This is a genomic window from Amycolatopsis ponsaeliensis (assembly GCF_030182635.1).
Lineage (GTDB): Bacteria > Actinomycetota > Actinomycetes > Mycobacteriales > Pseudonocardiaceae > Amycolatopsis > Amycolatopsis ponsaeliensis.
Genome location: NZ_JAPZLD010000014.1, coordinates 97,115 through 115,777, shown reverse-complemented (window position 1 = coordinate 115,777; position 18,663 = coordinate 97,115). Strand labels below are relative to the sequence as shown.

At 72.8% G+C, this 18,663-nt stretch carries 16 protein-coding genes; 8 read left to right on the top strand and 8 right to left on the bottom strand.

Going from position 1 to position 18,663, the window contains the following annotated elements:
• Positions 1-108 precede the first annotated feature (108 nt).
• Entirely contained in the window at positions 109-1,266 is a 1,158-nt protein-coding gene (locus tag QQ657_RS21915; protein WP_434056764.1) for an ROK family protein, read from the top strand.
• Positions 1,267-1,366: 100 nt separating this feature from the next.
• On the opposite strand, the gene QQ657_RS21910 is transcribed toward QQ657_RS21915, so the two are convergent.
• Positions 1,367-1,828: a pyridoxamine 5'-phosphate oxidase family protein gene (locus tag QQ657_RS21910; protein ID WP_284744063.1), complete on the bottom strand. Its 462-nt coding sequence runs from the start codon at positions 1,826-1,828 to the stop codon at positions 1,367-1,369.
• On the opposite strand from QQ657_RS21910, the gene QQ657_RS21905 reads away from it, so the two are divergent.
• Both QQ657_RS21905 and QQ657_RS21900 read left to right on the top strand, forming a co-directional pair.
• On the top strand, positions 1,827-2,309 hold the full coding sequence (locus QQ657_RS21905) for a MarR family winged helix-turn-helix transcriptional regulator (RefSeq protein ID WP_284744062.1): 483 nt from the start codon (positions 1,827-1,829) through the stop codon (positions 2,307-2,309). The two genes, QQ657_RS21910 and QQ657_RS21905, sit on opposite strands and share 2 nt — an antisense overlap.
• 51 nt (positions 2,310-2,360) lie before the next feature.
• Entirely contained in the window at positions 2,361-2,678 is a 318-nt protein-coding gene (locus QQ657_RS21900) for a nuclear transport factor 2 family protein (RefSeq protein WP_284744061.1), read from the top strand.
• On the opposite strand, the gene QQ657_RS21895 is transcribed toward QQ657_RS21900, so the two are convergent.
• Positions 2,662-3,174, bottom strand: a complete 513-nt coding sequence (locus QQ657_RS21895; protein ID WP_284744060.1) for a PaaI family thioesterase — start codon at positions 3,172-3,174, stop codon at positions 2,662-2,664. The genes QQ657_RS21900 and QQ657_RS21895 overlap by 17 nt on opposite strands.
• A 118-nt stretch (positions 3,175-3,292) precedes the next feature.
• On the opposite strand from QQ657_RS21895, the gene QQ657_RS21890 reads away from it, so the two are divergent.
• From QQ657_RS21890 to QQ657_RS21880, 3 genes are read left to right on the top strand one after another with little or no spacing between them, the layout of a single operon-like run.
• A complete protein-coding gene (locus tag QQ657_RS21890; RefSeq protein WP_284744059.1) occupies positions 3,293-3,664 on the top strand; it encodes an ArsR/SmtB family transcription factor in 372 nt (123 codons plus the stop codon).
• 9 nt (positions 3,665-3,673) lie between these two features.
• Positions 3,674-4,402: an HAD family hydrolase gene (locus tag QQ657_RS21885; RefSeq protein WP_284744058.1), complete on the top strand. Its 729-nt coding sequence runs from the start codon at positions 3,674-3,676 to the stop codon at positions 4,400-4,402.
• Positions 4,402-6,807 (top strand): glycoside hydrolase family 65 protein, encoded by a 2,406-nt coding sequence (locus QQ657_RS21880; RefSeq protein WP_284744057.1) that lies wholly within the window; start codon positions 4,402-4,404, stop codon positions 6,805-6,807. Before QQ657_RS21885 ends, QQ657_RS21880 begins: the two co-directional genes overlap by 1 nt.
• Here the strand turns inward: QQ657_RS21880 and QQ657_RS21875 are convergent.
• A complete protein-coding gene (locus QQ657_RS21875) occupies positions 6,788-6,970 on the bottom strand; it encodes a hypothetical protein (RefSeq protein ID WP_284744056.1) in 183 nt (60 codons plus the stop codon). The two genes, QQ657_RS21880 and QQ657_RS21875, sit on opposite strands and share 20 nt — an antisense overlap.
• A 40-nt stretch (positions 6,971-7,010) precedes the next feature.
• Complete coding sequence (locus QQ657_RS21870) at positions 7,011-7,958, bottom strand: Ppx/GppA phosphatase family protein (RefSeq protein ID WP_284744055.1); 948 nt, start codon at positions 7,956-7,958, stop codon at positions 7,011-7,013.
• A gap of 241 nt (positions 7,959-8,199) precedes the next feature.
• On the opposite strand from QQ657_RS21870, the gene QQ657_RS21865 reads away from it, so the two are divergent.
• The gene (locus QQ657_RS21865; protein WP_284744054.1) at positions 8,200-8,787 is read left to right on the top strand and encodes a class F sortase; all 588 of its coding nucleotides are present in this window, start codon (positions 8,200-8,202) and stop codon (positions 8,785-8,787) included.
• Between the two features lie 13 nt (positions 8,788-8,800).
• On the opposite strand, the gene QQ657_RS21860 is transcribed toward QQ657_RS21865, so the two are convergent.
• From QQ657_RS21860 to QQ657_RS21845, 4 genes are all read right to left on the bottom strand, one after another.
• Positions 8,801-9,841 carry an LLM class F420-dependent oxidoreductase gene (locus tag QQ657_RS21860; RefSeq protein WP_284744053.1) on the bottom strand — a complete coding sequence of 347 codons (1,041 nt, stop codon included), beginning with the start codon at positions 9,839-9,841 and terminating at the stop codon, positions 8,801-8,803.
• An 86-nt stretch (positions 9,842-9,927) separates the two neighbouring features.
• Positions 9,928-10,872 carry a YhjD/YihY/BrkB family envelope integrity protein gene (locus tag QQ657_RS21855; RefSeq protein ID WP_284744052.1) on the bottom strand — a complete coding sequence of 315 codons (945 nt, stop codon included), beginning with the start codon at positions 10,870-10,872 and terminating at the stop codon, positions 9,928-9,930.
• Between the two features lie 238 nt (positions 10,873-11,110).
• Positions 11,111-12,316 (bottom strand): fumarylacetoacetase, encoded by a 1,206-nt coding sequence (gene fahA / locus QQ657_RS21850; protein WP_284744051.1) that lies wholly within the window; start codon positions 12,314-12,316, stop codon positions 11,111-11,113.
• Positions 12,317-12,419: 103 nt separating this feature from the next.
• On the bottom strand, positions 12,420-17,393 hold the full coding sequence (locus QQ657_RS21845) for a DUF885 domain-containing protein (RefSeq protein WP_284744050.1): 4,974 nt from the start codon (positions 17,391-17,393) through the stop codon (positions 12,420-12,422).
• A gap of 236 nt (positions 17,394-17,629) precedes the next feature.
• Between QQ657_RS21845 and QQ657_RS21840 the strand changes: the two genes are divergently transcribed.
• The gene (locus tag QQ657_RS21840) at positions 17,630-18,628 is read left to right on the top strand and encodes an Lrp/AsnC family transcriptional regulator (RefSeq protein ID WP_284744049.1); all 999 of its coding nucleotides are present in this window, start codon (positions 17,630-17,632) and stop codon (positions 18,626-18,628) included.
• Positions 18,629-18,663: the final 35 nt, after the last annotated feature.

Genomic DNA, 18,663 nt, shown 5'->3' with positions numbered 1-18,663 from the left:
CGGCGAAACCGGGGCTCGGGCGGCTAGCGTGGCAGGAAGCAAGCGGATGACAGGAGGCGGGCACGGGTGGCCGGCGTAGATGCTCCAACGGTCGGGACCCCCGCCGGGATGCGCAAGATCAACCAGCGGGCGGTGCTCGACCTGCTGCGCCGCAGCGGACCGGCGACCCGGCCGCAGGTGGCGAAGGACACCGGGCTGTCGAAGCCGACGGTGAGCCAGGCGCTGCTCGCGCTGGAAGCCGCCGGGCTGGCGCGCCCGACCGGGCACACCTCGACCGGCACCGGACGCTCGGCCGTGCTGTACGAGGCCGACCCGACCGCGGGGTACGTGCTGGGCGTCGACATCGGGCGCGAGCACCTGCGCGTCGCGGTGTCCGACCTCGGCCGCACGATCGTGGCGCGCCGCGACGAACGGAACACGGCGCGTTCCGGCGCCGCCCTGGTCACGGCGGTCGGGAAGATCGCGGCTTCGGCCGTCGCGGAGGCGCGGCTGTCGCAGGCCGACATCGTTGTCCGCGTGGTCGGCTCCCCCGGCGTCGCCGATCCGGAGAAGCGCTGCTTCCGGCACGCGCCGAACCTGCCGGGCTGGGGCCGCGCCGGGCTGATCGACGACCTCGAGGCGGTGCTGGGCCCGGACCTGATGGTGGAGAACGACGCGAACCTGACGGCGGTCGGCGAGGGCGAAAGCGGCGCCGCGCGCGGGGCGTCGGTGTTCGGCTGCATCACGATCGGCACGGGCGTCGGCATGGGCATGATGGTCGACGGCCGGGTGTTCCGCGGCGCGACGGGCGCGGCGGGCGAGATCGGCTACCTGCCGTACGGCCGCACCCGCGCGGCCGACTCCCCCGGTTCCCCGCCGGCGCGCGGCCACCTCGAAGAGGCGACGGCGGCCCAGTCGGTGGTCCGCGGCGCCCGCGAACTCGGCTTGGGCACGGCGAAGTCGGCCCGCGAGGTGTTCCGCTTGGCCCGCGAAGGCGACGAACTGGCCCGGCGCGCTCTCGAAGCCGAGGCCGACCGGCTGGCGTACACGGTGGCCTCGGTGGCGGCGGTGATCGACCCGGAGCTGATCGTCCTGGGCGGCGGGATGGGCACGGCGGCGGACCTGCTGCTGGAGCCGCTGGACCGCGCGCTGCGGGCGTTCACGCCGCTGGTGCCGAAGGTGGTCCAGGGCGAACTGGGCGAGGACGCGGTGCTGGCGGGGGCGATCAGTGTGGGGCTGCGGGCGGCTCAGGGCCTGGTCTTCGACCGCCGCGTCGGCGCGGCCTGACTGCCCTCTGGCGGCTGCCGACCTCCCCGATGGTCTTGAATGAGTCATTCAGGACCTCCGACGCCCTGAATGACTCATTCAAGACGTTTGCCGGTGTCACCTAAGCCGCGCGCCAGGCTTCGCCGCCGGTCGACACCCGCCACGGGGTCAGCTTCAGGACCGTGATCTTCGGGTCGCGGTGGTCTTCGCCGCCCAGGATCTTCGGGTCGTAGCCCAGCGGCTCCGGCGTCGAGGCGAACAGGTCCCACAAGAACCTGCGCGTCTCCTCGTCGTCCGCGAACTCCGCGCGGCACTCCGCCACCGCCACCTCGTGCTGCGGGTCCCAGTACGAGCACGACACGTACGGCGACGCCGCCAGGTGCGCCAGCTTCAGCGGCGTCGGCCGGGTGAACAGCCACCCCGTCAAGCCGTCGGAGCCGAGGTCCCAGATCGGGTGGACCACCCGCGACCGCGGCCGGCCCCGGCCGTCGACGGTCACCAGCGTGCACCACACGATCCGGTGCGCCACGCGGACGAACGCTCCGGCCAGCTGGGCCGGCACCCTGCTAGATTCCACAACCATGGTTGTGAATCCTAGCCCGGACGGCCTCGATCTGTCACTCACCGCCCTCTTCGCGGGCTGGGCGATGACCGACGAGGTGCAGCGGCGGCTCACCGGCCAGGGCTTCGGCGACCTGCGCTTCAACGACGGCGTCGTGATCCAGCACGTCCTCGCCGCGCCGCTGTCCATCACCGCGCTCGCCGACCGGATGGGCGTGACGCAGCAGGCCGCGTCGAAGGCCGTCGCCGATCTCGAACGCCGGGGGCTGGTCCGGCGTGCGCCCGATCCGGCCGACGCGCGCACCAAGCTGCTGCACCTCACCGAGCACGCGCACGACGCCGTCGAAGCCACCCGGACCCTGCGAGCAGACCTTCAGGACGAACTCGAGACGGAGTTCGGCGCCGGCCGCGTCGAGGACGCCCGCGCTTTGCTGGCAGCGGTCATCGGCCGCTTCGGCGGTGGCGACGCGATCCGCGCGAGAAGGGTCCGGCCGCCGCGCTGATTACCTGCCACGTAATCGACCGCGAAGCCCGCGCGGCCGACGATGGCCCCCATGAGCGAAACGAACCGCATGATCGTCGTCGACTGCCTGGAGAACCTGTTCGTGCACAAGGACTTCGACGCCGCGAAGGCCGCGCTGCACCCCGATTTCGTCACCCACAGCCCCGGCCTGCCCAACGGCCGCGACGCGTTTGCCGACGCCGTCAAGAACTCACCGCTCGCCGGCGCGACCGCGGAAATCAAGCACATCGCCGCCGAGCACGACCTCGTCATGGTGCACCTGCACGTGGCGGGCACGGCCATCGTCGACATCCTGCGCGTCGAGGACGGCCTGCTCGTCGAGCACTGGGACGTCAAGCAGCCCGGGTGATCACGCAGGTCCCCGACGCCGTCGCCAGCAGCTTGCCTTCGGCGTCGCGGATCTCCCCCTCGGCGAACGCGATCCGCGAGCCCTCCTTCACCACGCGCCCGGTCGCGCGGATCTCGCCGCGGCCCGCGTGGATGGCGCGCAGGTAGCTCACCTTCAGCTCCACCGACGAGTAGCCGACGCCGGCCGGCAGCGTCGTGTGCACCGCACAGCCGACCACCGAGTCCAGCATCGTCGCCGCGACCCCGCCGTGGACCATCCCGATCGGGTTGTACAGCGACTCGTCGGGCTCGGCGACGGCGACCACCTCGCCGTGGCCGATGCGCTCCCAGCGCAGCCCGAAGTGCGCGGCGATCGGCGGCCCCGGCAGCGTGCCGTCGGCGATGGCCGTCATGTACTCGAACCCGGTCATCGACGCGCCGAGCCGGGCGGTCGGCAGCGGGTCCTGCCAGGTGATGGTCTTCGAGCGGGTCTGCGCCCCGGCGGCCACATCGGTCATCTCGGCTCCTCGATTATGACAACTGTCTTAATCGCAGCCTCGCCCGCGCACCCGCCCGCGTCAAGCGCGGCGTGACCCAGGCCACCGGAGGTCCCGGCCCGGGTGGAATCATCCTGGGGTGGACAACGACGCCGGCCGCAAGCTCATCGACCCCGAACGGGTGGCCGCCGCGGTCGACGGGCTGGGCGACCGCGCCGTCATCGACGAGTGGGCCCAGCGTTTCTCCGTGGTCGCCGACCCGTCCCGGCTGGCGCTGCTCGTCTCGATCCACTACGCCCGCGAAATCAGCGTCACCGACCTCGCCGCCGTCACCGGCATGACCGACACCGCGGTTTCCCAGGCCCTGCGGCTGCTGCGCGCGCACGGGCTGGTCACCACGCAGCGCACCGGGCGCGTCGTGCGCTACCGGCTCGCGGACGCCACCGTGCACGAGCTCATCCATCGGGTACGGCCGCACCCGGAACGGCCCGCGGATGACGAGGACCGGTAGCGTGCGAGCATGACGGGACTGCCCGAAACCATCACCGCCTGCCTGTTCGACCTCGATGGAGTGTTGACCGGCACCGCGGTTCTCCACAGCCAAGCCTGGAAACGGACTTTCGACGAGTTTCTTCGCGCCCGCGACGGCGATGAGTACCGCGAGTTCACCGACCAGGACTACGCGACCTATGTGGACGGCCGCCCGCGCGCCGACGGGGTCCGTGAATTCCTGCGCTCGCGCGGGATCGAGCTGCCCGAAGGCACCCCCGACGACGCCCCGGACGCCGCCACCGTCAACGGCGTCGGCAACCGCAAGAACGAGCTGGTCCTGAAAATCATCGACGAACGCGGGGTGAATCCCTACCCCGGCTCGATCCGCTACCTCGAAGCGGTCAAGGCCGCCGGGCTGCGGATCGCCGTCGTGACGTCGTCGGCGAACGGCGCGAAGGTGCTCGACGCCGGTGACCTCAGCAAGTACGTCGAAGCCCGCGTCGACGGCCTGACCATCCGCGAGCGGAACCTCAAGGGCAAGCCCGCGCCGGACTCGTTCCTGGCCGGCGCCGCGGAACTCGGCGTCGAACCCGCGCACGCGGCCGTGTTCGAGGACGCCCAGTCCGGCGTGCAGGCCGGGAAGGCCGGCAACTTCGGCTACGTCGTCGGCGTGAACCGCGCCGACCAGGCCGACCAGCTCCGGGCCCACGGGGCCGACATCGTCGTCGACGACCTCGCCGACCTCCTGGAGGATTGATGACCGAAGAAGAACCCCGCGGCTACGAATGCTCGCCGTGGGAGCTGCGCTGGCGCGGCATGGACGTCGACGCCCTGCAGCGCACCGAGTCCGCGTTCGCCGTGTCGAACGGGCACATCGGGATGCGCGGAACGCTCGAGGAAGCCGAGCCGCGCGGCCTGCCCGGTACCTACCTCAACGGCTTCTACGAGCAGCACGAGCTGCCGTACGCCGAAGCGGGCTACGGCTACCCCGAAGAGGGCCAGACCGTCGTCAACGTGACCGACGGCAAGATCATCCGGCTGCTCGTCGAGGACGAGCCGCTCGACATGCGCTACGGCGCGGCCACCAAGCACGACCGGGTGCTCGACTTCCGCAAGGGCACGCTGTGCCGCAGCACCGAATGGTCGTCGCCGACCGGACGGCGGGTCCGCGTGCGCACCGAGCGGCTGGTGTCGTTCACCCAGCGCGCGGTCGCCGCGATCCGGTACGAGGTCGAACCACTCGACGAGGACCTGCAGCTGGTCGTCCAGTCCGACCTGCTGGCCAACGAGCCCATCGAGTCCGACACCAGTGACCCGCGGGTGGCCGCCGCGCTGAACTCGCCGCTGGTCGGCGAGTTCCACCGCGCGTCCGACTACAACGCCGTGCTGGTGCACCAGACCCGCCGGTCCGGGCTGCGGATGGCCGCGGCGATGGACCACAAGATCGAGGTGGACGACGGGATCCGCGCCCGCATCCACTCCGAGGAGGACCTCGCACGGCTCACCGTCGCGGTCGACGTGCCGAAGGGCGGGCGGCTGCGCATCACCAAGTTCCTCGCCTACGGCTGGTCGGCGCAGCGCTCGGTGCCGGCGCTGCGGTCGCAGGTCGAGGCCGCGCTGGCGGGCGCGCGCCAGACCGGCTGGAAGGGCCTGGTCACCGAGCAGCGCCAGTTCCTCGACGACTTCTGGGCCACCTCGGACATCGAGATCGAGGGCGATCCCGAGCTGCAGCAAGCGGTTCGCTTCGCGCTGTTCCACCTCCTGCAGGCCGGGGCCCGCGGCGAAAGCCGCGCGATCGCGGGCAAGGGGCTGACCGGCCCGGGCTACGACGGGCACGCCTTCTGGGACACCGAGTCGTTCGTCCTGCCGGTGCTCACCTACACGATGCCGGACGCGGCGCGCGACGCCCTCCGCTGGCGGCACTCCACAATGGACAAAGCGCGGGAACGCGCGCACCAGCTGGGGTTGCGCGGCGCGGCGTTCCCGTGGCGCTCGATCAACGGCGCCGAGTGCTCGGCGTACTGGCCGGCGGGCACGGCCGCGTTCCACGTCAGCGCGGACATCGCCGACGCCGTGCTGCGCTACCTCAACGCGACCGGCGACGACGAGTTCGAGCGCGACTACGGCACCGAGCTGATGCTGGAAACCGCGCGGCTGTGGGCGTCACTGGGCCACCACGACCGGCACGGCGCGTTCCGCATCGACGGCGTCACCGGGCCGGACGAGTATTCCGCGGTGGCGGACAACAACGTCTACACGAACCTGATGGCGAAGCGGAACCTGCTGGCGGCGGCGGAGTCGTGCGAGCGCCAGCCGGACGTGGCGGCGCGGTTCGGCGTCGACACGGTCGAGCTGGACTCGTGGCGCGCGGCCGCCGCGGCGATGTTCCTGCCCTACGACGAAGAACTCGGCGTGCACCCGCAGTCGGAGGGCTTCCTCGACCACGACGAGTGGGACTACGAGAACACCGACCTCGCGCACTACCCGCTGCTGCTGCACTTCCCGTACTTCGACCTGTACCGCAAGCAGGTCGTGAAGCAGGCGGACCTGGTGCTGGCGCTGTACCTGTGCGGCGACTCGTTCAGCCCGGAGGAGAAGGCCCGCAACTTCGCCTACTACGAAGCGAGGACCGTGCGCGACTCCTCGCTGTCGGCGGGGACGCAGGCGGTGGTCGCGGCCGAGGTCGGGCACCTCGAACTGGCCTACGACTACCTCGCCGAGGCCGCGCTGACCGACCTGCACGACGTGCACAACAACGTGCGCAACGGCCTGCACATGGCGTCACTGGCCGGGGCGTGGCAGGGCGCCGTGGCCGGCTTCGGCGGCCTGCGCGACCACGGTTCGACGATGGCGTTCGCGCCGCGGCTGCCGCCGCAGCTGGACCGGATCACCTTCCGGCTGATGTTCCGCGGCACCCGGTTCCAGGTGGAGATCGACCGCGACCAGGCGACCTACCACGTGCTGGACGGCGAGCCGCTGGACGTGCTGCACCACGGCGAGCGCGTCACGGTCACCGCCGAGCCGCAGCGGTTCGCGATCCCGAAGATCGACGCGGGTGACCCGCCGGGCCAGCCCCCGGGCCGCGCCCCGATGCGGCGCGACTCGGAGAAGGTGCGTCAGTACGCGGATCCGACCAACCCGGTCACTCTGGAAGGTCGCTGACGACATCACGCCCGGGTGGGGCCGGAATCTCTTCGGTCCCACCCGGGTTGACGTCCGGGTCCGGCGCGGTCGGGACGTCGTGCGTCAGCTGACCGGGAGTCGGGAGCTTGGGGAGCTCGTCGTCCTCGTCGTCGCGGGCGTGGCTGTGCTGCTGCTGGCTCATACCTTCCGGAATACCCGGTTTTCCCGGCCGCGGCCAGGGGTCAGGCCGCCACGACCTTGTTCCCCGCCTTTTCCCGCGCCTTGTCCTGCAGGGTCAGCAGCAGGCCGTCGCGGGTCGACCAGGGGCAGATCGCGACCTTGCCGCCCGCGACCGTCAGCAGCGCTTCCGCCACGATCGCGCCCGCCAGCGCCTGGTGGGCGCGGCTGCGGGAGATGCCCGGCAGCTTGGCCCGCTTGGACGGCGGCAGCGCGGCGAGCCGCGGGATCCAGGCGCGCAGGTCGTCGAGGCGCAGCTCCTTGCACTTGGTCGGGCGGACGCCCGCCAGCCGCGCGAGCTGCTGCAGCACCTTCGAACACCCGATGACACGCGGGTCTTCGACGTCCGCGGCCCTCAGGGTCGTGGTCACGACGTCGAGCGCGTGCGTGCGCAACGCCTTGACCTGCTTGGTCGACACGCGCTCGCCCGGCAGCCAGTCGCGGGTCATCGACCGCGCGCCCAGCGGCAGCGACCGCGCGAACGTGGCCCGGTCGCCGCGGCCCGCGGCCAGCTCGACCGTGCCGCCGCCGATGTCGAGCACCAGCAGCGGCCCGGCGTCCGCGCCGTACCAGCGGCGAGCGGCCAGGTAGGTCAGTTCGGCTTCGCGGCGGCCGGAGAGGAACCGCAGTTCGACGCCGGTTTCGCCGGCGACGTGCCGGACGACGTCGGCCGCGTTGGCGGCGTCGCGGATCGAGGACGTCGCGAGCGGGTAGATGTGGCTCACGCCGTGGCGGTAGGCGGTGGTCATGCCCGCGGCGACGGCGGCCGTGACGGCGGCGATGCCGCGGGCGGAGAGCCGGCCGCGGGCGTCGAGTTCGCGGTCGAGGCGCAGCCGGGTCTGGTGGTTCAGCAGCGGCTCGCGGGGCGAGCCGTCCACCGGGACCACCACCAAGCGGGCGCTGAACGATCCGACGTCCAGCACGCCCACCGCGGGCTCTTCGATTTTTCGCACGGCTCGGCGCACCTCGCTTCCGGACGAGTGGATATCCCCAGTTCGACAGGTCGAAACACGCAATACTGCCCGAAATCGCCGCGGTTCGCCGGGAATTGTCGGCTTTACCTCCTCCGGACGTGCTTTATTGACGCGCAGGTCACAGTGGGATAACCCGATCGAGTGAATCGCACCACTCCTGGACACGATTCGGTAACGCCCGCCCCCCGCGTCCCGACTTATCGGCGTGGGGCAGGGGAACGTGGGAGAGCGCCACTCGACGCTCGTACGGCCGGCCGCCGCCGTGCTCGCGGTGGTGGCCGGGCTCGGTTGCGTCCTGCTCGGCGTCACGGCGGTGCTCACCCCGGGCGCTCCCGGGGTGACCGCGGACCGCCCGGTGACCGTCGGTGCCGGGGTCCTGCCGGCCGCGCTGGTGATCCCCGACCTGGGCCTCGCACTCAACCACCTGGTCGACCTCGGCCACGTCGGCGGCCGCCGGGAGCAGCCCGGCACGGCGCCGGCCGTCGGCTGGTTCGCCGACGGCCCCGCACCCGGCGCACCGGGCGTCGCCGTGCTGTCCGGGCACGCCGGCTTCGGGTACACCAGCGGCGCGTTCGCCCGTCTCCGCACCCTGCTGCCGGGCGCCGCGGTCGTCGTGCGCGACGACGAGGGCCGCGAGGCCCGCTTCCAGGTTCGCCGCACCGCGACGTTCCCCGCGGACGAGCCGGACAGCACGCTCGTCGCCCCGGAGGGGCCGGGACCCGAGCTGCGCCTGATCACCAGCGACGGGACCCACGACTTCGCCGGGATCGACTCCCCGCGGATCGCCGTCTACGCGGTCCCGGTCTGACGCCGGTCCGGGCTCAGGCGAGCAGCTCCCGCAGCTGGGCCACGGCCGCGACCCGCGCCTCGCGGCCGGGCAGCATCGGGTTGACGACCAGTGTCGTCGCCCCCGCCTCCTTGAACGCCGCCAGCCGCTCCTTGACGTACCCGGCCGGGCCGACCAGCGAGATCGAGCGCAGCAGCTCGATCGGCACCGCGGCCGCGGCCTCCTCCTTCTTGCCGTCGAGGTAGAGGTCCTGGATCAGCTTCGCCTCGGCCTCGTAGCCGTAGCGGCAGGCGAGGTCGTTGTAGAAGTTCTTGCCGCGCGCGCCCATCCCACCGACGTAGAGGGCGACCAGCGGGCGCAGGTGGTCGAGCAGCGGCTCGACGTCGTCGCCGATGGCCAGCGCGGCGCTGACGAACGTGTCCAGCTCGCCCAGCGCGGGGTCGCGCTTGGCCTTGCCCGCGGCCAGGGACTCGCCCCAGACGTCGGCGGCCTTCTCCGGGTGGAAGAAGATCGGCTGCCAGCCCTCGGCGATCTCGGCGGTGAGCGCGACGTTCTTCGGCCCGAGCGAGGCCAGCAGCACCGGGATGCGCTCGCGCACCGGGTGGTTGATCAGCTTGAGCGGCTTGCCGAGGCCGGTGCCCTGCTCCGGCGGCAGCGGGATCGTGTAGTGCTTGCCGTCGTGGACGACTCGCTCGCGGCGCCACACCTGGCGGCAGATCTCGACGATCTCGCGGGTGCGGGCGAGCGGCGCGTCGTACTTCACGCCGTGGAAGCCCTCGATGACCTGCGGGCCGGAGGCGCCGAGCCCGAGGATGAACCGCCCGTCGGAGACGAAGTCGAGCCCGGCCGCGGTCATCGCGGTGAGGGTCGGGGTGCGGGTGTAGATCTGGAAGATGCCCGACGCGAGCTGGACGCGTTCGGTCTTCGCGGCCAGGTAGCCGAGCTGGCTGACGGCGTCGAAGGAGTAGGCCTCGGGAACGAAGGCGACGTCGAGGCCCACCTTCTCGAGTTCGACGATGTCCGCGACGCTGTCGGCGAAGCCTCCGGCGTAGTTGATCGCGGTCCCGATCCGCATGGCCACCTCCATTGCTGAGCAAGCGCTTAGTAGCGGATCCTAACGGGGCCGGCCGGGCCGCGCGCCGGCGATGTGCGCGCCGCCACTCACCGGCCGGTCAGGGTGCGGACCACCAGCTCCGCCGACGCCCCGGCCCCGAGCGTCGTACCGGCGTAGCGGACGTCGGCGGCGAGCGTGCCGGCCGGCGGCTCGGCCCGGACCGTGAGCCACACCGTGACCATCAGCAGCCAGCGGACGACCAGGTAGACGAACAGCAGCACACCGACCAGCGTGCCGAACGCCGCGACCACGGGCGAGCGGCCGAGCAGGTGCAGGTACAGCCCGCCGGCCTGCTGCAGCGCCGCGAGCCCGACGGCGGCGGCCCCGGCCGGCCGCAGCGTCGAGCGCAGCGGCAGCGGCCGGCGCGGCAACCGAGCCAGGCACCAGGCGATGACCAGCCAGTTCGCCGCGAGGCCGAGCAGCAGCGAACCCGCGACGAGGACGAAGTGCGCGAACCCGCCGGTCAGCCCGGTCAGGTTCAGGACCCAGGTGCCGGCCGCGCCGGTGAGCGCCGCCAGGCCGAACGACACGGCCATCGCGAGCCCGACCCCGGCCAGCACCACGACGTCGGCGGCGATGCCGCGCAGCAGCGGCCGCGGGGTGCGGTCCTGGCCGAGCATCGCGGTGACCGCGTCGCGGACGTTGCTGATCCAGCTCCAGCCCGAGTAGGCGGCGACGGCGAGCGCGAGCAGCCCGATCCGGCCGCGTTCGCCCACGACGGTGTGCACGACGCCGGTGACCTGCCCGCCGATCTCGGGCGGCAGCGAGCCGTCGATGACCCGGTCGAGCTCGGTCGCGAGCAGCCGGTCGCCGGCCAGCACGAACCCAGCCACCGAGACGGCGACCATGACCAGCGGGACCAGCGCGAGCAAGCTGAAGAAGGTGACCGCGGCGGCGTAGTGGTCACCGTCGCGTTCGCGGTACTTGGCCAGGGTCGCCCCGGCCCGCCGGACCCCCTTGCCCACGACGGCTTTCCCCGCTCCACGTCCCACCGGCCGACCCTCTCATCCGCTTGCGTCCCCCGCAGTCCGACCCGGCGGCGGGGAAAACGTCACGGCCGGATCTCGCGTGTTCCCGAGCGGGTCCGGCGTGATCACGGGCGGATCTCGCGTGATCCGGCCCGCAATTCGCGTGATCGAAGCCGGAACTCGCGAGATCCGGTTTCGATCACGCGAGTTCCGGCTTCAGTCACGCGGGTTACGGATTCGCGGATTCGGACTTGACGCGGGTTCAGCCGGGGACCACCGTGCCGCGGACGTCGCCGAAGCCGATGCGAGTGCCGGCCGGGCCGGGGGCCGTCGCGCTGATCACGACCTCGTCGCCGTCCTCCAGGAACGTCCGTTGCCGGCCGCCGGGGAGGTCCAGCGGCTCGCGGCCGCCCCAGGACAGCTCCAGGAGCGAGCCGCGCTGGTCGCGGTCCGGGCCGGTCACCGTGCCCGAGGCGAACAGGTCGCCCGTGCGCAGGCTCGCGCCGTTGACCGTCAGGTGCGCCAGCTGCTGCGGCGCCGTCCAGTACTGCGTCGCGAACGGCGGGCTCGACACGAGGTGACCGTTGAGCCGGACCTCGATCGCCAGGTCCAGGCCCTGCTTTTCGCCGGTGCGCAGGTACTCGAACGGCTCCGGGTCCTGCGGCGGGCCATCGACCCGCGCGTGCTCCAGCGCCGCGAGGGGCACGATCCACGGCGACACCGACGTCGCGAACGACTTGCCGAGGAACGGGCCCAGCGGCTGCGACTCCCAGGCCTGGATGTCGCGGGCCGACCAGTCGTTGACCAGGCAGACGCCGAAGACGTGGTCCGCGAAGTCCTCAGTGGACACTCGCGTGCCCGGCGTGGACGGGACGCCGACGACGAACCCCACCTCCGCCTCGATGTCCAGCCTTTGCGACGGCCCGAACGAAGGAGCGTCGGCGTTGCGCGGCTTGCGTTGCCCGTGCGGGCGGACGACCGGCGTACCCGACGCGACGACCGTGCCCGCCCGGCCGTGGTAGCCGATCGGGACGTGCTTCCAGTTCGGCGGCAGCTCGGCCGCGTCGGGCCGGAAGATCCGGCCGGCGTTGAGGGCGTGCTGCTCGCTGGAGTAGAAGTCGACGTAGTCGGCGACCTCGAAGGCGAGGTGCGTGGTCACCTCGGCCAGCGGGACGAGGTGCGGGCGCAGCAGGTCGGCGTACCGGGGCTCGGTCAGCCAGGTCCGGACGCTCTCCCGGACCTCCCGCCAGGTGTCCGGCCCGGCGGCCAGCAGCGGGTTGAGGACGCCATCGGTGAGCAGCGGCGCGAAGGGCGCGGCGGTCTCGGCGGCCGCGGCGGTCAGGTCCAGGACCTGCTCGCCGACGGGCACGCCGACCCGCCGCTCTTGCGCGCCGCCGACGGAGAAGACGCCGTAGGGCAGGTTGTCCAGGCCGAACGGGGTGTCGTCGGCGAGGTCGAGCCAGGTCACGTCTGCTGCTCCTCGTCATCCGGGCCGGGCCAGGCCGCCTGACGCGTGATTGCGGAGTCGACACGCGTGATCAGCGGGTCGACACGGCATTTCCCGCCGGTGCTCACTCCTTTGCTCCCTTCGAGCGGGCCGTCACCCAGGTGGCCACCACGTCCGCCAGTACCGGGAGGGGCAGGGTTCCGCTGCCCAGCACCGTGTCGTGGAACTCGCGGATGTCGAACCGGTCGCCCAGCTCGCGTTCTGCCTCCGCGCGCAGGCGCTCGATCTCCAAGCGGCCCACCATGTAGCCGAGCGCCTGCCCGGGGTGGCCCGCGTACCGGTCGATCTCCGCCTCGATCTCGATCCGCGCCATCGGCGTGTTCTCGACCAGGAAGTCCACGGCCCGCTGACGGCTCCAGCCCAGCGCGTGCAACCCCGTGTCGACGACCAGCCGCGCCGCCCGCATCGAATCCTGCGTCAGGAGGCCGAGGCGCGACACGTCGTCGGAATACAGCCCCATCTCGTCGGCGAGCCGCTCCGCGTACAACCCCCAGCCCTCGGCGTAGGCGTTGAACATGCCGATCCGCCGCAGCAGCGGGACTCCGGTGAGCTGCTGTGCGAGCGTCAGCTGGAAGTGGTGCCCCGGCACGGCTTCGTGGAACGCCACCGACTCGCCCAGCGTCCGCTGCCGCTGGTCCGCCTCGTGGGTGTTGGCGTAGTAGGTGCCCGGACGCGAACCGTCGAGCGACGGGTCGATGTAGTACGCGATCGAGCCGCTCTCGGCCTCCGCGGCGGGAACCGGCGCGACCTCGCACTTCTGCTCCGGTACACGCAAGAACCATTGCGGGGCCACGGCTTCCGCCCGTGCGATCGTCCGCCGGGCGGCGTCCAGGAGCTCGTCGCCGTCGCGCCAGCGCAGTGCCGGGTCCGTGCGGATCCGCTCGAAGATCTGCGCGAGATCCGTCGTGCCGAACACCTTCTGCCCCAGCTCGCGGTACTCCCCCGCCAGCCGCTCGATGATCACCAGGCCGGTGTCGTGCAGGTCCTGGGCCGTGCGCTCGGTCGTCGTCTCCGCGCGGATCAGGGCCGCGTAGCGCTCCGGCCCGCCCGGCAGGTCGCCGATGCCCGGCGACGTCTCCGGCCGCGCGACCGGGACCACTTCGCCGGCCAGGAAGTCGCGGTAGCGCGCGTACGCCGGGTACACGACTTCGGCCAGCAACCGGTCGCGCTCGGCCTCGAGCCCGTGGACCGGCACCTTCAGCGGGTCGGCTTCCGGAGCCGCGAGGTAGCGCTCGACGTACCCGACGCCGATGCGCGCCAGGAACTCCGGCGGCGTGAGGCCCTCGGCGAGCGCCGCCCGCTGCCGCTCGATCAGCTGGTTCAGGTACGTACCGATCGCCGCGAGCCGGCTCAGGTAGCCGCGGGCCTTGGCCTCGTCGTCGAGCACCGTCTGCGGCAGCTCCATCAGCAGTTCCAGCGCCGGCGCCGCGAGCCCGTCGCTCACCGCGATGTCGGCGCGGCCCGAGTCCAGCACGTCGATCAGCGTGCGTGCCTGCCAGATCACGACATCCCGCGTCACGCGCTCGGCGGGCGACAAGGCCGCCGCGTCGAGTGCTTCGGCTCGCGAGATCAAGCCGGTGAACGCGGCACGCTGCCGGGCGCCCGCCTCGGCGGACTGGTCGGCGAGCCGGTCGTGCGCGCCGGGGAGACCGTAGAGCGACGGCAGCAGCGGCTGTGCCTCGAACATCAGCTCCAGGCATTCGTCCGCGAGCGAATCCGGGGTGTCGGTCCGGCTCGCGACCCAGTCGGTGACGACCTTGGCCAGCGCCGGCAGCGGCAGCATGCCGTGGCCCAGCACGACTTCGTGGAAGTCCCGGATGTCGAAGCGGTCGCCGAGCGCCGCCTCCGCCTCGGCGCGCAGCCGCTGGATCTCCAGCCGCCCCACCATGTACCCGAGGGCCTGGGCCGGCCAGCCGGCGTACCGGTCGATCTCCGCCTCGATCTCCATCCGCGCCATCGGCGTGTTCTCGACGAGGAAGTCGATCGCCCGCTGCCGGCTCCAGCCCAGCGCGTGCATCCCGGTGTCGACGACCAGCCGGCCCGCCCGCATCGAGTCCTGCGTCAGCATGCCCAGCCGCGCGACGTCGTCGGAGTACAGGCCCATCTCGTCGGCGAGCCGCTCGGCGTAGAGCCCCCAGCCTTCCGCGTAGGCGTTGAACATGCCGATCCGCCGCAGCAGCGGCAGGTCCTTCAGCTCCTGGGCGAGGCTGAGCTGGAAGTGGTGGCCCGGCACGGCTTCGTGGAACGCGATCGCCTCGCTGGTGAACCGCGGGCGCTTGTCGGCTTCGTGGGTGTTGGCGTAATAGGTGCCCGGCCGCGAACCGTCGAGCGACGGCTGCAGGTAGTACGCGATCGTGCCGCTCGCCGCGTCGGCCTCGGGCACCGGCGCGACCTCGCACTTCTCCGCCGGGATGCGCGAGAACCATTGCGGCGCCACGGCTTCCGCGCGGGCGATGGCGTCCCGGGCCGCGGACAGCAGCTCCTCGCCGTCGCGCCAGCGCAACGCCGGATCGGTGCGCAGGCGCTCGAAGATCCCGGCGAGATCGGTGGTGCCGAAGACCTTCTGCCCCAGCTCGCGGTACTCCGCCCCGAGCTGCTCGATCAGCGCCAGCCCCGTGTCGTGCAGGTCCTGGGCCGTGCGCTCGGTCGTCGTCTCCGCGCGGATCAGCGCGGCGTACCGCTGCGCGCCGTCCGGGACGTGGCCGATGCCCGGCGCGGTGTCGGGCCGGCCGACCGGCTCGACCTCGGTGCGCAGGAAGTCGCGGTAGCGGGCATAAGCCGGGTGGACGACCTCGGCGAGCAGCCGGTCGCGTTCGGCTTCGAAGCCCTCGACGGCCGCCGTCGTGCCCACCTTCAGCGGATCGCTGTCCGGCGCGGCGAGGTACCGCTCGATGTACTCGACGCCGACGCGGGCGAGATATGCCGCCGGCACGAGCCCGTCGGCCAGGCTCTCTCGCTGCCGCTCGGTCAGCTGCTCGAGGAACGTGCCGATCGCGCCGAGCCGGGCGAGGTAGCCGCGGGCCTTCTTCTCGTCGTCGAGCTGGTAGTACGGCAGGTACAGCAGCAGCCCCAGCGCGGGCGCGGTCAGCCCGTCGCTGACCGCGATGTCGGCGCTGCGGGCCCCGAGCCGGTCGGCCTCGACCTCGGCGGAGGCGACGACGACTTCGCGCGTCACGGCCTCTTCCGCGGACAGGCTGCCGGCGGGCAGCGCCCGGGCGCGGGCGGCCAGGTCCCGGAACGCGGCGAGGTACCGCTCCTGCGCGGCCCGGGTCTGGTCGGCGAGCCGGTCGTGGTCGGCGGGCAGGCCGAAGACCGACGGGTACAGCGGCTCCTGCTCGAAGGTCAGCTCGACGAGCTCGGCGGCCAGGCCGTTGGCCGTGTCGCCGTGCCCGGCCACCCAGTCGTCGACGGCGGAGGCGAGCGCCGACAGCGGCAGCGCGCCGCCGGCGAGCACGAGGTCGTGGAACGCGCGGATGTCGAACCGGGACCCGAGCCGCTCCTCGGCGCCGGTGCGGATCCGCTGGATCTCCAGGCGCCCCACCATGTACGCGAGTGCCTGGCCCGGCCACGCGATGTAGCGGTCGATCTCGGACTCGACCTCGACGCGCGCCTCCGGCGTGTGCTCCAGCAGGTAGTCGACGGCCTGCTGCCGGCTCCAGCCCAGCGCGTGCAGGCCGGTGTCGACGACCAGCCGGGCCGCCCGCATCGAGTCGCCGGTCAGCATGCCGAGCCGCGCGACGTCGTCGGAGTAGAGGCCCATCTCGTCGGCGAGGCGCTCGCTGTAGAGCCCCCAGCCCTCGGTGTAGGCGGTGAAGTTGCCGATGCGGCGCAGCAGCGGCAGCTCGGTCAGCCCCTGGGCGATGCTGAGCTGGAAGTGGTGCCCGGGCACGGCTTCGTGGAACGCGGTCGACTCGGCCGTGTGCCGGAACCGCTCGCCCGCCTCGTGGGTGTTGGCGAAGTAGATGCCGGGCCGGGAGCCGTCGGCGGCCGGGCGCAGGTAGTACGCGGCGGGCGCGCCGGGCGCCGTCTCCGCCGGGACCGGCTCGACCGCGCACTGCTCCGCGGGGACCCGGCCGAACCACTTCGGGGCCTCGGCGGCGGCCCGGGCAACGGCCGTGCGGGCGGTGTCCAGCAGCTCGTCACCGCTGCTCCAGCGCAGGGCCGGGTCGGTGCGCAGGCGTTCGAAGATCTCGGCCAGGTCGTCGGTGCCGAACACCTTCTGCCCCAGCTCGCGGTACTCGGCGGCGAGCGAGTCGATGACGTCGAGGCCGATCCGGTGCAGCTCTTCCGGGGTGCGGTCGGTGGTCGTGTGCACCTTCGCGAGCCGCGCGTACGCCTCTTCGCCGCCGGGCAGCCACTTCAGGCCCGGCCGGTCGGCGGGACGCCCGTGCGGCTGCACCTCGGTGACGAGGAATTCGCGGTACTCAGCGAAGGCTGGGCGCACGACGTCGGCCAGCAGCTCGTCGCGCCGGCGGCCGAACTCCTCGTCCGGCGCCGGCTGGCGGCGCAGCGGGTCCGCGTCCGGGGCGGCGAGGTAGCGGTCGAGGTGCGCGATCGCGGCCTCGACCAGGTGCGCCACCGGAACGAGCCCGTCGGCGATGCCCTCGGCGTGCCGCCGCGCGGCCTGGCGCAGGTACTCCGGGACCGCGGCCAGGCGCCCGAGCTGGGCCTCCGCGGCCTCCCCCGCCGTCACGGTCGTCATCGGCAGCGCCATGAGCAGCGAGGCCGCGGGCGCGACCATGATGTCGGTGACCGTGTAGTCGGCCATCCGGCTGTCGATCGACGCGACGCGGTCTTCGGCCGTGGCGATCAGGACCTCGCGGGTGACCCGGTCTTCGGCGGACAGCCCGTCGACGGGCAGCGCGCGGGCCCGCTCGGCGAACTCCGCGAGCCGGGCCCGGTGCGCCTGCTCGGCTCCGGCGGACAGGTCCGGCAGGCCGGGCTCGGCCGGGCGGACGCCCAGCAGCGCGGGCGTCAGCGGATCGGCGGCGAACAGCGCTTCGACGAACTCGTCCGCGAGTTCGGTGACCGCGGTCATGGCAGGACCCCCAGCGTCGGTGATGTGCTCCAAGGCCGACCCTACTGTGCCGTTCGTTTCCCATCCGACCACAGCCACGGCCGGATGGATTTCGTGGCAATGGCACGTACCGCTCGAGGGTCCGGCCTATCTTTGGCCGGATCGGAAACGGAGATCACCGACAAGAACGGTGCGCTGTTCGCCGGGGGCGGACCACCTCGGCGCGGCCGCTCCGGCGAGGCGGTAGCGTTCAGCGGGTGGCCGTGACCGATCCCGTCGATACCCGCCTGCTCGCCGCCCTCGCCGACCTCGGCAAGGCGGCGGTGCACGAGCTGGCGGCCAAGGTCGGCATGGATCCGCGCGAGGTCGCCTACCGGCTGGTGGCGCTGTCCGGCAGCGGGCTGCCGCTGCTCGTCGGCGTCGAGAGCGATCCGCAGGGGTTGCGGGCGGCGATCGCGGGCTCGCCGCCGTCGTGGGCGAACCGGCCGCCGCAGCAGTTCCCGCCCCCGCCGTCGCAGCCGGTGCCGCAGCAGCCGGCGCCGCCGATGCCGCCGCCGGGCCCGCACGGTGTGCCGTCCGGCCCGTACAACGTCCAGGGCGCGCCTTCGGGGCCGTACAACGTCCAAGGAGCGCCGTCCGGGCCGTACAACGTCCAGGGGACGCCGTCCGGGCAGTACCCCGGCCCGCCGCCTCGGCCGCAACAGCAGCGGCCGCCCCAGCAGTTCGCCCCGCCGCCGGCGCCGGTGGACCCCGTGGTGAGCACGTGGGGCCTGCCGCAGACGGCGTCGTGGGCCCGCGGCGACGAGCCCGCCCGCCCCGCGGCCCCGGCCGGCGGCAAGCAGGGCCGGATCCGCGAGGTGCTGGAGACCCAGGGCCTGGAGGGCGAGCAGCTGTCGGTGCAGCTGCTGGAAGTCCAGGACCCCGCGGACTACCTGTTCAGCGCGGCGGGCTACCGCCTGGAAGAGGGCGAACGCTCGGTGGTCGTGCACACCGAGATCACCAACCGCGGGGCGATCCCGTTCGTGTCGCTGCCGGACAACTACCTCGAGCTGCTCGCCGCCGACGGCACCGCGATCGGCAAGGCCCCGGTGTCGCTGACGTCGCGGCCGCCGCACAAGATCGGCGTCCAGCCCGGCGAGACCCTGGGCGGCCACACGGTCTACGTCCTCCCCGACGCGACGCGGGTGGTGTCGGTGCGCTGGAGCCCGCGGCCGGAGCCGGACGAGCGCACGCTGATCTGGTCGATCGAAGACTGAGGCTCGCGGCTGGCGTCTTGAATGAGTCATTCAGG

What these genes read in the sequence shown, in the direction of transcription:
- QQ657_RS21895 (WP_284744060.1), bottom strand. Translation starts at nt 3,174, where the DNA reads ATGACCGATGTGGCCGCCGGGGCGCAGACCCGCTCGAAGACCATCACC.
- QQ657_RS21915 (WP_434056764.1), top strand. Translation starts at nt 109, where the DNA reads ATGCGCAAGATCAACCAGCGGGCGGTGCTCGACCTGCTGCGCCGCAGC.
- QQ657_RS21860 (WP_284744053.1), bottom strand. Translation starts at nt 9,841, where the DNA reads ATGCGGATCGGGACCGCGATCAACTACGCCGGAGGCTTCGCCGACAGC.
- QQ657_RS21875 (WP_284744056.1), bottom strand. Translation starts at nt 6,970, where the DNA reads ATGAGCCAGCAGCAGCACAGCCACGCCCGCGACGACGAGGACGACGAG.
- QQ657_RS21845 (WP_284744050.1), bottom strand. Translation starts at nt 17,393, where the DNA reads ATGACCGCGGTCACCGAACTCGCGGACGAGTTCGTCGAAGCGCTGTTC.
- QQ657_RS21880 (WP_284744057.1), top strand. Translation starts at nt 4,402, where the DNA reads ATGACCGAAGAAGAACCCCGCGGCTACGAATGCTCGCCGTGGGAGCTG.
- QQ657_RS21905 (WP_284744062.1), top strand. Translation starts at nt 1,827, where the DNA reads ATGGTTGTGAATCCTAGCCCGGACGGCCTCGATCTGTCACTCACCGCC.
- QQ657_RS21910 (WP_284744063.1), bottom strand. Translation starts at nt 1,828, where the DNA reads ATGGTTGTGGAATCTAGCAGGGTGCCGGCCCAGCTGGCCGGAGCGTTC.
- QQ657_RS21885 (WP_284744058.1), top strand. Translation starts at nt 3,674, where the DNA reads ATGACGGGACTGCCCGAAACCATCACCGCCTGCCTGTTCGACCTCGAT.
- QQ657_RS21900 (WP_284744061.1), top strand. Translation starts at nt 2,361, where the DNA reads ATGAGCGAAACGAACCGCATGATCGTCGTCGACTGCCTGGAGAACCTG.